Raw genomic sequence first — 14,137 nt, forward strand, 5'->3', positions numbered from 1 at the left:
CGGCACGGCTCCCCCCTTCTGCGAGGTGCAGATGCGCACTCCCCCGGACCAGAGCCCGGCCGAGGCCCTGATCGACCTCAACGCCGATCTCGGTGAGGGCTTCGGACGCTGGACGCTCACCGACGACGAGCAGCTTCTGTCCGTTGTCACCAGCGCCAACGTGGCCTGCGGCTTCCACGCCGGGGACGCGGCCACCATGCGGCGGGTCTGCGAGCTCGCCGCCGCGCGCGGGGTGCGGATCGGGGCCCAGGTCTCGTACCGGGACCTGGCCGGTTTCGGGCGCCGCTCGATGGACGTACCGGCCGCGGAGCTGGCGGCCGAGGTGGCGTACCAGATCGGCGCCCTCGAGGTCTTCGCGCGGGCGGCCGGCGCGCGCGTGGCGTACGTGAAGCCGCACGGCGCGCTCTACAACCGGGTGGTCCGGGACGAGGAGCAGGCCGCCGCGGTCGTCGAGGGCGTCCTGCTCGCGGACCGCACGCTGCCGGTGCTCGGGCTGCCGGGGTCACGGTTGCACGAGGCCGCGACGGAGGCCGGGCTCCCGGTCGTCCCCGAGGCCTTCGGCGACCGGGCCTACCGGGCGGACGGCACTCTGGTGCCGCGCGGGCAGGCGGGGGCGGTCGTCAGCGACCCTGACGCCGTGGTGGAACGGTCGGTGGCCATGGCCCGGTTCGGGGTGGTCACGGCGCACTGCGGCAGTTCCGTCGCGGTGCGTCCGCGGTCGCTGTGCCTGCACGGCGACACCCCGGGCGCGGTGGACCTCGCACGGCGGGTCCGGGAGCGCCTCCTGGGTTCCGGGGTACGGGTGGAGGCCTTCGCGTGAGCTCCACGGCCCCGCGCGCGTTGCGCGTGGGCGAGCGGGCGCTCCTGGTGGAGCTGGCAGGCGGCGAGGAGACGGAGGCGTTCCACGCGGAGCTGCTGCGGCGCCGGGCGGCCGGTGCGCTGCCCGGCGTGCGGGAGATCGTGCCGGCGGCGCGGACGGTGCTCCTCGACGGGGTGGCGGACCCGGACCGGCTCGCGGCCGAGCTGAGCGGCTGGGAGGTGGGGCCGATCCCCGCACGCGTGGGCGGGGCGATCGAGATACCGGTCCGCTACGACGGGCCCGATCTCGCCGAGGTCGCCGCCCTGTGGGGCGTGTCCGTCGAGGCGGCGGTACGGATCCACGCGGCGGCCGAGTTCCGGGTCGCGTTCTGCGGGTTCGCTCCGGGCTTCGGCTATCTGACGGGACTCGACGAGCGGTACGGGGTGCCTCGGCGAGCCACTCCGCGTACGGCCGTCCCGGCAGGCTCCGTCGCCCTGGCAGGGCCGTACACGGGCGTGTACCCGCGCTCCTCCCCCGGTGGCTGGCAGCTGATCGGCACGACGGACGTGGTGCTCTGGGACACCGGCCGGGAGCCGGCCGCACTGCTGACTCCGGGCACACGGGTCCGCTTCACGGCGGAGGGCGCCACCACCGGGGGCGGACGATGACCGACCGGGCCGTCGTCGTGGTCAGGGCCGGGGCGCTGACCACCGTGCAGGACCTGGGACGTACCGGCTACGCGCATCTCGGGGTGCCCCGGTCCGGCGCTCTCGACCCGGCGGCCGTACGCCTCGTCAACCGGCTCGTCGGCAACCCGGAGACCGCGGCCGTCCTGGAGACCACCGTCGACGGCTGCGCCCTGCGGCCGCGTTGCGCGGTCACCGTGGCGGTGGGCGGCGCGCCCTGCCCTGTACGGGTGGACGGGCGCCCGGCCGCCTGGGGAACCGCGGTCCGCGTGCCCGCCGGGTCGGTCCTGGACATCGGCGCGGCCACGCGCGGGCTGCGCGCGTATGTGGCGGTCGGCGGCGGGATCGACGTCGAGCCGGTGCTGGGCAGCCGCTCCACGGACCTGCTGTCCGGCCTGGGTCCGCCGCCGGCGGCCGAGGAGACGGTCCTGCCCCTGGGACCGGACACGGGCACGGGCACGGGCACGGGCACGGCGACAGCGGTACGGGGTTCGGTCGACGCTCCCCCGTGGCCCGGTCCGCCCGACGAACTCGTCCTGCGGGTCCGGCTCGGGCCGCGCGACGACTGGTTCACGGCTGCGGCGCTCCGGACCCTCGTCGCGCGCGCGTACCGGGTGTCGTCGGCGAGCAACCGCATCGGACTGCGCCTTGAGGGCCCGGCCCTCGAACGGTCCCGCCACGGCGAGCCGGCGAGCGAGGGCATGGTCCTGGGTGCGGTCCAGGTGCCGCCGGACGGGCGGCCCGTGGTGTTCCTCGCCGACCATCCGACGACCGGGGGCTATCCGGTGGTCGGAGTGGTGCGGGAGGTGGATCTGGGCGCGGCGGCGCAGGCGGTGCCGGGTACCCCGGTGCGGTTCACACCGGTGCGCTGAGCGCGTCCTGGGCGCGTCCGGCCGGTGCGAGCGAGCAGCGCGTCGGGCCCATGTGAGCGAGCAGCACGTCCGGCCGACGTGCCGGGGCCGGCCGGACCGGCCGGACCGGGCGGACCGGGCGGCCCCGCGTCGGTCGTCACTCCTCCTCGGGCGGCGGGCCGTAGCCACCGCCGCCGGGGGTGCGCAGGACCAGGACGTCGTCGGGGCCCACCTCCGTGGTGGCCGCGCCGCCGAGCCGCTCGACGGTGCCGTCCGCGCGTTCCACGAGGTTCTCGCCGAGGGCGCCCGGTGCTCCGCCCGCCATGCCGTACGGCGGGATCCTGCGGTGTCCGGTGAGGAGGGCCACCGTCATCGGCTCCAGGAACCGGATGCGGCGCTCCACCCCGTGTCCGCCCCGCCAGCGGCCGCGCCCGCCGCCGTCCTCCCGTACCGCGAAGGCGTCGACCCTGACCGGGTGGCGCCACTCCAGGATCTCGGGGTCGGTGAGCCGGGAGTTGGTCATGTGGGTCTGGACGGCGTCGGCGCCGTCGAAGCCGTCGCCCGCGCCGGAGCCGCTGGCGACCGTCTCGTAGTACTGCACGCGCGCGTTGCCGAAGGTGACGTTGTTCATCGTGCCGGAGCCCTCGGCCTGGACGCCGAGGGCGGCGTAGAGAGCGCCCGTGACGGCCTGGGAGGTCTCGACGTTCCCCGCGACGGTGGCGGCCGGCGGTTCCGGCGCGAGCATGGAGCCGGGCGGGACGCGCACCTCCAGCGGCTCCAGGCAGCCGCTGTTGAGCGGGATGTCCTCGTCGACGAGGGTGCGGAAGACGTACAGGACGGCGGCCATGACGACGGCCGTGGGCGCGTTGGCGTTCCCGGGCAGCTGTGGGGAGGTGCCGGTGAAGTCGAGGACGGCGGAGCGCCGTTCACGGTCGACGCGGACGGCCACCTGGATGACCGCGCCGCCGTCGGTCTCGTAGCGGTACGCGCCGTCGTCCAGGCGGGCGACGATGCGGCGCACGGACTCCTCGGCGTTGGCGCGGACGTGTCTCATGTAGGCCTGTACGACGTCGAGCCCGAACTCGTCGACGGCCCGGCGCAGTTCCTCGATGCCCTTCTCGTTGGCGGCGATCTGGGCGCGGAGGTCGGCGAGGTTGGTGTCCGGGTCGCGGGAGGGGTGGGGGGCGCCGGTGAGCAGGGCCCGTGTCTCGGCCTCGCGCAGGTGTCCGTCGCGTACGAGCAGCCAGTTGTCGAAGAGGACGCCCTCCTCGTCGACGGTCCGGCTGAAGGCGGGCATGGAGCCGGGGGTGATCCCGCCGATCTCCGCGTGGTGGCCGCGTGAGGCGACGAGGAAGCGGAGTTCGGCGCCTGATTCGTCGAAGACCGGCGTCACGACCGTGACATCGGGCAGATGGGTGCCGCCGTGGTACGGGTCGTTGATCGCGTACACGTCGCCGGGGCGCAGGTCGGCGCCGCGTCGTCGCAGGACCTCCTTGATGGACTCGCCCATGGAACCCAGGTGGACGGGGATGTGGGGCGCGTTGGCGATGAGGTTGCCCTCGGCGTCGAAGAGCGCGCAGGAGAAGTCGAGGCGTTCCTTGATGTTGACGGACTGGGAGGTGTTCTCCAGGCGGACGCCCATCTGCTCGGCGATGGCCATGAAGAGGTTGTTGAAGACCTCCAGGAGGACGGGGTCCACGTCCGTGCCCGCCGCCACGCGCGCGGGGCGGGGGGTGACGCGGCGCAGGAGGAGATGTCCGGTGTCGGTCGCGGTGGCCTGCCAGCCGCTGTCGACGACGGTCGTGGCGTCGGCCTCGGCGACGATCGCCGGCCCGTCCACGGCGCTGCCGGGATGCAGGTCCGCGCGCCGGTGGAGGGGGGCGTCGTGGGGTGTGCCGGCGCTGAACATCCGGACGGTGGCGTGGGGGGCGGGCTTGCCGACCCGTTCCGCCGGCTGCTCGTGCGCGTCGGCGACGGGATCGGCGGTGGGATCGGTAGGGACGGGACCGTGCGGCCCCGCCCGTCCGACGGCCTCCACGGAGACCGCCTCCACGACGAGCGGCCGGTCCATGGTGAAGGCGTACCGCGCGCGGTGCACCGCCGTGAACGCGGCTTTCAGGTCGTCCGGGGACGCGAGGTCGACCTGGAGGCTCGCGTCGGTGCCCGCGTACCGCAGGAGTACGCGCGCGTGGGTCGTGACCGCCTCGTCCGGCAGGCCGTCGGCGCGGAGCTCCGCGCGCGTGCGGTCGGCGAGTTCGGCGCAGAGGGCCGTCACGCGCGCGGGGGTGCCGGGCGCGTCGAGCTCCGCCTCGACGGACCGCTCCCGCATGGCGGTGGCGTCGGCGAGACCGATGCCGTACGCGGAGAGCACTCCGGCGAGCGGGGGGACGAGCACGGTGTCGACCCCCAGGGCGTCGGCGACGGCGCAGGCGTGCTGACCGCCCGCGCCGCCGAAGCTGGTGAGGGCGTAGCGGGTGATGTCGTGGCCGCGCTGGACGGAGATCTTCTTGACGGCGTTGGCCATGTCGAGGACGGCGATCTCCAGGAAGCCCGCGGCGACCTCCTCTGGGGTGCGGTCGCCGCCGACCTCCTCCGCGAGGGCCGTGAACCGCTCCCGTACGACGTCGGCGTCCAGGGGCAGGTCGCCGCTCTCGCCGAACACGGCGGGGAAATGGGCGGGCTGGACGCGGCCGAGCATGACGTTGGCGTCGGTGACCGTGAGCGGTCCGCCCCGTCGGTAGCACGCGGGTCCGGGGACGGCGCCCGCCGAGTCGGGGCCCACGCGGTAGCGCCGTCCGTCGAAGTGCAGCACGGACCCGCCGCCCGCCGCGACGGTGTGGATGCTCATCATCGGCGCCCGCATCCGCACGCCGGCGACCTGTGTACCGAGTTCACGCTCGAAGGCGCCGGCGTAGTGCGACACATCGGTGGAGGTGCCGCCCATGTCGAAGCCGATGACCCGGTCGTGGCCCGCCTGTGCCGAGGTGCGGGCCATGCCGACGACACCCCCGGCGGGTCCGGACAGGACGGCGTCCTTGCCCCGGAAGTGCGCCGCCTCGCGCAGTCCGCCGTTGGACTGCATGAACATGAGGCGGATTCCGGCGAGTTCGCGGGCGACCTCGTCGACGTACCTGCGGAGGATCGGCGAGAGGTAGGCGTCGACGACGGTGGTGTCCCCGCGCGGGACGAGCTTGATGAGCGGGCTGACCTCGTGCGAGGAGCTGACCTGGGTGAAGCCCGTGTCGCGTGCGATCGCCGCGATCCGGGCCTCGTGCGCCGGATGGCGGTAGCCGTGCAGGAGGACGACGGCGGCCGAGCGGAGTCCGTCGCGGTGGGCGGCGGCGAGCGCCTCCGCGACGGCCGGCTCGTCCAGGGGCCGGACCACGTGGCCGTGGGCGTCGACCCGCTCGGGGACCTCGATCACGCGCGCGTAGACCGCTTCGGGGAGCACGATGTGGCGGTCGAAGAGGCGGGGCCGGTTCTGGTAGGCGATGCGGAGCGCGTCCCGGAAGCCCTCGGTGACGAGGAGGACGGTCGGCTCGCCCCTCCGCTCCAGAAGGGCGTTGGTGGCGACGGTGGTGCCCATCTTGACGACGGCGATCCGGTCGGCCGGGACGGGTTCGCCGGGCCCGAGGCCGAGGAGGAGGCGGATTCCGGCGACGGCGGCGTCGTGACGCCGGGTGGGATCGTGGGAGAGCACCTTGCACGTGACGAGCCGGCCGTCGGGCCGTCTGCCCACGACGTCGGTGAAGGTGCCGCCCCGGTCGATCCAGAACTCCCAGCGCCCGTTCATCTCCCCATTGTGGCCGCGAGGGCGGCGGCGAGGGCGTCGTCCGCGCGCGCGTCGAGGGGGGCGGTGCCGGTGCCGTCGGCCCAGTGGCGCAGTTCCGCACCGGCGAGCAGCACCAGCTGCGGGAGCAGGTCGCGGCTGCGCCGGAGGAGCCAGCCGGTGCCGGCGGTGGCGAGCCAGAGCACGGCCTCCGCGCGGCTCGGCGGCGGCTGGGCGGGCTCCCGCGCGGGCGGGGTGCCGTGGGCGAGTCCCCGGTCGGCGAGGAGCCGGTGGAAGCCCTCGGCGACGGCCCGGTGGCCCCGCTCGCCTGGGTGCAGCCGGTCGGCGCTCCACAGCGTGCGGTCCTCGGTCCAGGAGTCGTCGGCGAGGTGCAGGTGGACGGCCCCGTACCGGGCCGAGAGGGCGTGCACGACGGCGTTGACGGACCGCTGGCGGCGGGCGAGCGGGCGCGCCAGCGGGGGCGGTAGGCCGAGCATCCGGCCCGGGTCGGGCAGACAGGCGGTCAGGAGTACGGCTCCGGAGGCGTCGAGGTCGGCGCAGACGCGGTCCAGGTGGCGGGCGAGCAGCCCGATGTCGAAGGTGCGGCGCAGGGTGTCGTTGACCCCGACGACGACGGAGGCGAGATGCGGGCGGAAGGCGAGGGCGCGGGCAGCCTGCCGGTCGGCGACGTCGCCGCTGAGAGCCCCGCTGACGGCGAGGTTCAGGAACGCCGTCTCCTGCCCCTCGGCCACGAGCCCGTCGGCGAGCAGCGGCGCCCACCCCCGCCAGGCGCCGTCCACCCGGTCGCCGACGCCCTCGCTGAGCGAGTCCCCGAGCACCACGAACCTGACGGTGCCGGCGGGAGCCGTACGGGGGCGGGGCGGGGGTACGCGCGCGGGGGCGGGCGGGACGTCCGGGGCGGCGCGCGGGACGACGCCGCCCCGGACGGACGCCGACCCCCGGACGGACGCCGGCCCCCGGTCGGGCCCCGGAACCTGGGCCGGGAGGAGCGGCACGGAGACCGGGGCCGGTGCCCTCGCCTCCCCCTGGGCCTCGCCCACGGCCGGAGCCGTCTCCTTGGCCTCCACCCGGACCTCGACCGGGACGGGCGCCGGAACGGCAGGGAGTGCCGGGACCGGTGCCCGGGCGGGAACCGCGACCGGCACGGACGTCTGGTCCGGTGTCATCGCCGTACCTCCTCGGGCTCGGGGAGCCGCGACTCCGCGGCCGGGAGGGCGTCGTGGGCCCGGAGGAAGGCGCTGACGGAGCGCTCCCAGGTGAAGACCTCCGCACGCGCGCGTGCGGCGCGGCGGCGGTCGGCCTCCGGCTCCGCGAGGAGACCCCGTACGGCGGAGGCGAAGGCTCCAGGGGTGTCCATGGCGGCGGCCCCCGCAGCGCCGACGACCTCCGGGAGCGCGGAGGAGGCACTGACGACGACGGGGGTCCCGCAGGCGAGGGCCTCCAGGGCGGAGAGACCGAACGTCTCGGCGGGCCCCGGGGCCAGACACACGTCGGCCGCCGCCTGGAGGTCCGCCAGGGCCTCGCGGTCGGCGACGTGTCCGAGGAACCGCACCGGAAGCCGCCGCTCGCGCGCCCGCCGCTCCAGGGCGCCCTTCAACGGCCCGTCTCCCGCGACCACGAGCGCCGCCCCGACGCCCGCGTCCCGCAGCTCGGCGAGGGCGTCCAGGGCGGTTCCGGGCCGCTTCTCGACGGAGAGGCGCGAGCAGAGCAGGAGCAGCACCCGCTCCCCGTCCGCGTGCCGGGCGCGAAGGACGGCGCTGCGGCGGCCGGGCCGGCAGCGCTCCAGGTCCACACCGAGCGGGGCCCGTACGACGTTGCGCACCCCGATCCGTACGAACTCCCGCTCCGCCCACTCGGTCGTGCAGACGATCCGCGCGAACGCCCAGGCCGTGCGGCGGTTCAGCCGGTCCGCCGCGCGGGCCGCGAGGGCGGACGGCACGCCCCAGGTGCGCAGCACGCCGTCCGCGGTCTCGTGGGAGACCATCACCGAGGGCACGCGGGCCCGTCGCGCCCACTCCCCCGTCCACCGCAGGGTCGTACGGTCCGAGACCTCGATCCGGTCGGGCGCGAGGTCGTCGAGGAGGCGGCGCACCCGGTGCCGGTCGGCGAGGACCCGGTAGCCGCCGGTGCCGGGCAGCACCGGGCCGGGGAGGGTGACGACCCGGCCCTGCTCGGTGCGGACGTCGCTCGCGACATCGCCAGGGACGATGAGGACGGCTTCGTGTCCGGCCTCCTGGTAGCCCCGGCCGAGCTGGTCGAGAGCGGTGCGGAGGCCGCCCGACGTGGGGGTCACGAAGTTGGCGAGCCGCACGATGCGGAGCCCGCCGCCGGCGCCGCTCATGCCGCCACCACCGTCCGCTCCCGCAGAACCTCCAGGTAGTGCCCGATCAGCTCGTCGCCGAGGGCCTCCCAGGTACGGCCCTCGACGGTGGCCCTGCCGGCCCGGCCGTACGCGGCCCGCAGGTCGGGCGACGCCGCGAGGGAGGCGACGGCCTCGTGCAGGGCCTCCGGGTCCCCCGGGGGTACGAGGAGTCCGGTGCGACCGTGGTCGACCAGGTCCAGCGGGCCGCCGGCGGCCGGGGCGACGACCGGGACACCGCTCGCCATGGCCTCCTGGACCGTCTGGCAGAAGGTCTCGAACGGGCCGGTGTGGACGAACACGTCCAGCGAGGCGAAGATCCGGGCGAGGTCGGCTCCGGTGCGGCGGCCGAGGAACCGGGCGTCCGGGAGGGCGCCGCGCAGCGCCGGCCCGCTCGGCCCGTCCCCGACGACCACCAGCCGTACGCCGGGGAGCCTTCCTGCTCCGGCGAGGAGATCCACGCGCTTCTCGGGGGCGAGGCGGCCCACGTACCCGACGAGGAGCTCGCCGTTCGGGGCGAGTTCCCCGCGCAGGGCGTCGTCGCGCAGTTCGGGGCGGAAGCGGACGGTGTCCACCCCGCGGCCCCAGAGCCGTATGCGGCCGATGCCGTGGGCCTCCAGGTCGCGGACGGCGGCGGAGGAGGGGGCGAGAGTGCGGTCGGCGGCCCCGTGGACGGCGCGGAGGCGGCGCCAGGCGGCGCCCTCGCCGGTCCCCACGTAGGTGCGGGCGTAGCCGGCGAGATCGGTCTGGTAGACGGCGACGGCGGGGATGCCGAGCCGGGTGGCGGCCGTCATCCCGCGCACCCCGAGGACGAACGGTCCGGCGAGGTGGACGAGGTCGGCGCGGTGGGCGGCGATGGCCGCGGCGACGCGACGGCTGGGCAGGGCGACGCGTACCTGCGGATAGCCGGGAAGGGGGAGGGAGGGCACCCGGACGACGGCACAGGGGGCGTCGGCGTCCGCGGCCGGGTCGGCGACGGCGGGGGCGATGACGAGCGGGGTGTGGCCCCGCCGGACGAGGTGGCGCGCGGTCTGCAGGGCGCAGTGCGCCACACCGTTGACGTCGGGAGGGAAGGATTCGGTGACGATGACGACACGCATACGGGTGTTGTCGTCGCGTTCGGCGTGTCCCCGCCAACGTCGATCTGGACGGGGAGGGAACGTCCCATGAGCGTTTCGCGCGGGGCGTGCGGGCGGCCGAGAACGATCAGGCGCCCGGGTCACCGGTCCTCCGGGGCGGGGCCTCGCGCGGCGGGTTCTCCGCCGGGGGCCGCGCCGCCCCGGAGCCGGGTGGCGGGGGACGACCGGGTCCGACCGGTGGGGCCGGACCTCGACCGGGCCGCGTCAGACCTGGAGGTCCGGCCCTATGCGGTTGCGTACCGCGGTCTGGACCTCGACCTCCTCGGCCGGGTCCGCCGCGAGGCGGCGCAATCGCTCGGCGACGCGCACGTCACCGGTCTCGGCGTGCTGGGCCGCGACCTCGCGGGTGGTCTCCTCGCAGTCCCAGAGGCATTCGACGGCGAAGCCGGTCGCGAAGGTGGGGTCGGTGGCGGCGAGGGCGCGGGCCACGCGCCCGCGGAGCTGGGACGAGGCCGTCTCGCGGTAGACGTGGCGCAGCACGGGGGCCGCGCAGGCGATGCCGAGGCGGCCCGCGCCGTCCACGAGCCCGCCGAGCGCGGGCGCGTCGGGGCCTTCGGAGCGGATGGTGTCGCGGAGCGCGCCGAGGACGGAGGGGGAGTCCTGGGCGGTGCCACGGCAGGCGAGGACGTCGGCGGCGGCCGCACCGAGGGCGTCGGTCCGGCGGACCCACGCGCGGGCGCGGGCGACGGCGTCCTCTCCGCACATGCGGCGGTACGCGGCGATGGCGGCTTCGGCGACCTCGCGGGAGTCGCCGTCGGCGGCGGCCTCGACGAGGTCGAGGACGGCCGGGTCACGTGACTCGGCGAGGTGGTGCAGGGCGGCGCCCCGGGCTCCCACCGAGCCGTGCCTGGCGGCGGCGAGGAGTTCGGGCCGGTCCTCGGGTCCCGCGACGGCGGTGAGGCAGCGGGCGGCGGGGCCGTACAGCACGGCTCCGCGCTCGTATCCCTCCTGCGCCCAGTCGAGGACGGCGCGCACGCTCCAGCCGGGTCGGGGCCCGGCGGGGCGCATCTGGCGCTGCCAGCGGTCGAAGGAGCCCTGTTCCTGGGCGGCCCTGACCCGGGCGCCGACGGCGTCGCGCTGGTCCTCGGCCCACAGCCGCCACGGGCGGGGCTCGAAGGCGTCCCGTACGACGCCGGCCAGCTCGGCGTCGCCCTCGGCGTCGGCCGGGAAGCGGGCCAGCACGGGAACGGCGAGCGCGCGGAGGCCGGCGTCGTCGTCGCGGAGCGCCAGCTCGTCGAGGGCCCAGGCCCAGTTGGTACCGGTCGCCGCGTACCGCCGGAGCAGCAGCAGGGCGTCCTGGCGTCCGTAGGAGGCGAGGTGCCCGAGGACGGCGAGCGCGAGCCCGGTCCTGGACTCCTCGGTGTCGAGGATGTCCTCGGCGCCGAAGAGATGCGCCTCGATCTCGTCGAGACCTCCGTGGAGGTCCAGGTAGAGACGGGCGTAGTAGAGGGAGCGGTTCTCGACCTGCCAGTCGTGGCGGGGGTCGTCGAGAACGCAGTGGTTGAGGGCCGCGAGGGCCTCGGCGCGTGGCGCGGCGAGTGCGTGCAGGGTGCCGTCGCCGCGGCCCCGCTGCAGCAGGCCGAGCAGGGTGCCGCTCGGCGCTATGACTGGATCGAACATGGGGAGACGCCTCACATCAAGCTGTCGACACGACCGGGGGATACCGGGAAGACCCGGGTCGGGCGGTACATCGCCCGTACGCCTAGGCCGTGCGGCAACATGTCGGGCCGCTCGTCGTCCATCGCCTGCCAGTGACCATCTTCCTCAGCCTCTCGTCGGTGGCCCGTTTTGCCGGGCCCGACGTCATGATGACCCACCCATTTCGCCACCGCGACCACATTTACGACGCCGCTCTCACCTGGGGTTCAGCGCCCGTTCACCGGGATCCGAAGAGCTCGAGCAGTTCGGCCTTGCCGAACATCCGCGCGGTGTCGACCGCGGACGGAGTCCCTGCTTCCGGATTTGCGCCGCCGGCGAGGAGGGCACGGATGACGGCGTCCTCGCCCTTGAAGACGGCTCCGGCGAGCGGGGTCTGGCCGCGGTCGTTGGCGCGGTCGGCGTCGGCACCGCGCGCGAGGAGGGCGGAGACCGCTGCGGCATGGCCGTGGTAGGCGGCGAGCATCACGAGGGAGTCGCCCTTGTCGTTGGTGAGGTTCGCGGGGACCCCCGCGTCGACGTAGGCGGCCAGCGCGTCGGCGTCCCCGGTGCGGGCGAGGTCGAAGACCTTGGACGCCAGCTCGATGACCTCGGGGTCCGGAGTCTCGCTCATCGGGTGGGCCCGCCCTTCTCCTGCGTTGTCGACCTGTGCACGGCAAGCGCGGCCGTACGAGTGAATCGACAGGGTACTGCCCGTTCGGTGACATGACCGCGCCCGGCCGAGGCAAAGATCACGGCAGTCCGCCGTCGGCCGCTCCTCTAGCGCACGCCGGACATTTCGCCACTCGACAGCCCGTTCGACGTCCGCCGGTCAAGTGAAATCGCCTGTTTTTCACTCTAATGCACCTTTAGTCACATAGATACTTGCTGTGAACTTGGAAGGACTCATGGTGACTGTCCCCTCAACCAGGAGAACAACCAATGATCCTGTCCATCTCAGGCGTGGTCCTGCTCGGCATCATCTGCTTCCTGTTCTTCAAGAAGGACGGGATGAAGGCCTCGCACGCCCTCGTCAGCGCGCTGTTCGGCTTCTACCTCGCGGGTACGGCCATCGCCCCGAGCATCACGGCGGGCGGGCAGAGCCTCGCCGGCCTCCTGGGCGGGATCAAGTTCTGACGCCCTTCCGCCCCTTCCACCACCTCAGGAGTACTTCGTGGCCCGGCGACCACTCCCCCGCATTCTGAGCAGCGGCAGCGCACAGATCGCTCGTAGTCGAGAGATCGCGCGCACGGCCGCCGACAGTGCCACCGACGTGCTCCATCCACTGATCACGGTCTCCCGTGGTCTGCGGAAGCTGGCCGCGTCCGCGCGAGCCAAGTGGGCCGCGACCCCCAAGGAACGGCGTGGACCGACGCTGCTCCTGGTCGCGGCCTGCGTCCTGGTCGTCGCGCTCATGCCCTACGGTCCGCTCCTCGCGCTCGTGACGCTCATGGCCGCGGCCGCGTGGAGAGGACGCGAGCGCCCGGTCGTCAAGACCGGGCCCGACGACACCGAGATCGCCCGGCTCAAGGGCCTGTACGAGGCCCTCGTGCCGTACTTCTCCGTCCCGGAGGACCCCGCACCGCTCTTCGCCCACGGCGGCGACTGGAGCGGCGCCTTCACGGAGTACGCCTTCGACGAGGACGGGCGTCCCACCCGGCTGAAGATCGCCTACCCTCCGTACTTCACCGACGGCGAGCCCGCCGCACGCGCGCGCATCGAACAGCTGCTGCACGCCAAGTCCGGGCGCGGCCGTGAGTACCGCTTCGACTGGGACGAGGAGGGCAACCGGCTCGTCATGAGCGTGCTGCCCGCCCTGCCCACCACCATCGCAGCCCAGCGCTTCGTCACCGTGCCGGGCGAGACCGTCCTGGGCTTCACCGACGCGGACGCCGTGCAGCGGACCGTGCCCGTGGTCGCCTCGGACGGTACGGAGGACGCGCCGGCCGTGGTCTGGCGCACCGGCCCCCGCTCCACCGAGCCGCATCTGCTGGTCGTCGGCCAGCCGGGCAGCGGCACCACCTCCCTGCTGCGCTCGATCGCGCTCCAGGCCCTCCCCCACGGCGACGTGCTGATCGTCGAGGGCGGTGGCACCGGCGAGTACGCCTGTCTCACCGGCCGTGACGGCGTCCTGGCCGTCGAGTGCGGGCTCTCCGGCTCGCTGGCCACCCTGGAGTGGGCGGCGCACGAGACGGAGCGACGGCTGATCGCCGCCAACCGGGCCCGGCAGGCGGGCCGGCCGGCCCCCGAGGACACCCGGCGGCCCCTCTGGATCCTGCTCGACCGGCCGGGCGTCCTCGGCGACCTGGCGGCCGCCGACGGCCGTCCCGACCCGCAGGAGCTGCTCCAGGTGCCCCTGCGGCACGGCCGCGCGGCCCAGGTCACGGTGGTGGTCGCCGAGCAGTTCGACAGCGCGGACACCCTGAGCGAGGCGGTACGGAGCCACACCAGGGCCCGGATCGTGCTCGGCCCCGCCACACCCGACCAGATCGCCGCCGTCCTCGGCACCGAGCCGCACACCACCCCGACGCCCCAGGTCCCCGCGGGCCGCGGCTACGCGCGCCTGGGCACCGGACCGGTGCTGCGCCTCCAGGTGCCGGCGACCCCCGACCCGTACGACGACGCGACGAGCGAGGCCCACCGGCAGGCGGTGCTCGAACTCCTCCCGGAGCGCCGCGCGGAGACGACCATGGCGATCGAGACGGTCACCGTGAAGAGCCCCGAACCGGCGCCGGCGCCCCGGGCCGAGCCGGACCCGGGCCCCGCCCCGCTGCACGCCCCCGTCCCCGCGGAGGGCTGAGCACCACGCGCGCGCGAAGAGGCCGGTACGGACCCCAGGTCCGTACCGGCCTCTTGGCGTGACGCGATCGCGCGGGCG

General features: G+C 75.1%; 11 protein-coding genes. 5 read left to right on the plus strand and 6 right to left on the minus strand.

The features are described 5' to 3' along the window. Positions 1-31: 31 nt before the first annotated feature. From E0F75_RS38025 to E0F75_RS38035, 3 genes are read left to right on the plus strand one after another with little or no spacing between them, the layout of a single operon-like run. Positions 32-820, plus strand: coding sequence for a LamB/YcsF family protein (locus E0F75_RS38025; protein WP_229315584.1), 789 nt, complete (start codon positions 32-34; stop codon positions 818-820). Next, positions 817-1,467, plus strand: a complete 651-nt coding sequence (locus tag E0F75_RS38030) for an allophanate hydrolase subunit 1 (protein WP_229315585.1) — start codon at positions 817-819, stop codon at positions 1,465-1,467. The genes E0F75_RS38025 and E0F75_RS38030 overlap by 4 nt, the downstream gene beginning before the upstream one ends. Beyond that, a complete protein-coding gene (locus tag E0F75_RS38035; protein WP_229315586.1) occupies positions 1,464-2,357 on the plus strand; it encodes a biotin-dependent carboxyltransferase family protein in 894 nt (297 codons plus the stop codon). The genes E0F75_RS38030 and E0F75_RS38035 overlap by 4 nt, the downstream gene beginning before the upstream one ends. 136 nt (positions 2,358-2,493) lie before the next feature. On the opposite strand, the gene E0F75_RS38040 is transcribed toward E0F75_RS38035, so the two are convergent. The 6 genes from E0F75_RS38040 to E0F75_RS38065 form a co-directional block, all read right to left on the minus strand. Beyond that, the gene (locus E0F75_RS38040) at positions 2,494-6,129 is read right to left on the minus strand and encodes a hydantoinase B/oxoprolinase family protein (protein ID WP_229315587.1); all 3,636 of its coding nucleotides are present in this window, start codon (positions 6,127-6,129) and stop codon (positions 2,494-2,496) included. Continuing rightward, a complete protein-coding gene (locus E0F75_RS38045) occupies positions 6,126-7,292 on the minus strand; it encodes a GDSL-type esterase/lipase family protein (RefSeq protein WP_374115508.1) in 1,167 nt (388 codons plus the stop codon). The genes E0F75_RS38040 and E0F75_RS38045 overlap by 4 nt, the downstream gene beginning before the upstream one ends. Then, entirely contained in the window at positions 7,289-8,467 is a 1,179-nt protein-coding gene (locus E0F75_RS38050; RefSeq protein ID WP_229315588.1) for a glycosyltransferase, read from the minus strand. The genes E0F75_RS38045 and E0F75_RS38050 overlap by 4 nt, the downstream gene beginning before the upstream one ends. Then, positions 8,464-9,585, minus strand: coding sequence for a glycosyltransferase family 1 protein (locus E0F75_RS38055; protein WP_229315589.1), 1,122 nt, complete (start codon positions 9,583-9,585; stop codon positions 8,464-8,466). The genes E0F75_RS38050 and E0F75_RS38055 overlap by 4 nt, the downstream gene beginning before the upstream one ends. A 243-nt stretch (positions 9,586-9,828) precedes the next feature. Continuing rightward, entirely contained in the window at positions 9,829-11,244 is a 1,416-nt protein-coding gene (locus tag E0F75_RS38060) for a HEAT repeat domain-containing protein (protein WP_229315590.1), read from the minus strand. A gap of 256 nt (positions 11,245-11,500) precedes the next feature. Next, positions 11,501-11,893 (minus strand): ankyrin repeat domain-containing protein, encoded by a 393-nt coding sequence (locus E0F75_RS38065; RefSeq protein WP_229315591.1) that lies wholly within the window; start codon positions 11,891-11,893, stop codon positions 11,501-11,503. Between the two features lie 308 nt (positions 11,894-12,201). Here E0F75_RS38065 and E0F75_RS38070 point away from each other — a divergent pair, with 308 nt between their 5' ends. Together E0F75_RS38070 and E0F75_RS38075 are read left to right on the plus strand one after the other, a co-directional pair. Then, a complete protein-coding gene (locus tag E0F75_RS38070) occupies positions 12,202-12,396 on the plus strand; it encodes a hypothetical protein (protein ID WP_015032212.1) in 195 nt (64 codons plus the stop codon). A 37-nt stretch (positions 12,397-12,433) separates the two neighbouring features. Next, the gene (locus E0F75_RS38075) at positions 12,434-14,059 is read left to right on the plus strand and encodes an ATP-binding protein (RefSeq protein WP_229315592.1); all 1,626 of its coding nucleotides are present in this window, start codon (positions 12,434-12,436) and stop codon (positions 14,057-14,059) included. The last annotated feature ends 78 nt before the right edge of the window (positions 14,060-14,137 follow it).

Source organism: Streptomyces sp. CB02980 (genome assembly GCF_014451325.2).
In the GTDB taxonomy this organism is placed as follows: Bacteria; Actinomycetota; Actinomycetes; order Streptomycetales; family Streptomycetaceae; genus Streptomyces.

What these genes read in the sequence shown, in the direction of transcription:
- E0F75_RS38065 (WP_229315591.1), bottom strand. Translation starts at nt 11,893, where the DNA reads ATGAGCGAGACTCCGGACCCCGAGGTCATCGAGCTGGCGTCCAAGGTC.
- E0F75_RS38040 (WP_229315587.1), bottom strand. Translation starts at nt 6,129, where the DNA reads ATGAACGGGCGCTGGGAGTTCTGGATCGACCGGGGCGGCACCTTCACC.
- E0F75_RS38035 (WP_229315586.1), top strand. Translation starts at nt 1,464, where the DNA reads ATGACCGACCGGGCCGTCGTCGTGGTCAGGGCCGGGGCGCTGACCACC.
- E0F75_RS38050 (WP_229315588.1), bottom strand. Translation starts at nt 8,467, where the DNA reads ATGAGCGGCGCCGGCGGCGGGCTCCGCATCGTGCGGCTCGCCAACTTC.
- E0F75_RS38060 (WP_229315590.1), bottom strand. Translation starts at nt 11,244, where the DNA reads ATGTTCGATCCAGTCATAGCGCCGAGCGGCACCCTGCTCGGCCTGCTG.
- E0F75_RS38025 (WP_229315584.1), top strand. Translation starts at nt 32, where the DNA reads ATGCGCACTCCCCCGGACCAGAGCCCGGCCGAGGCCCTGATCGACCTC.
- E0F75_RS38070 (WP_015032212.1), top strand. Translation starts at nt 12,202, where the DNA reads ATGATCCTGTCCATCTCAGGCGTGGTCCTGCTCGGCATCATCTGCTTC.
- E0F75_RS38045 (WP_374115508.1), bottom strand. Translation starts at nt 7,292, where the DNA reads ATGACACCGGACCAGACGTCCGTGCCGGTCGCGGTTCCCGCCCGGGCA.
- E0F75_RS38055 (WP_229315589.1), bottom strand. Translation starts at nt 9,585, where the DNA reads ATGCGTGTCGTCATCGTCACCGAATCCTTCCCTCCCGACGTCAACGGT.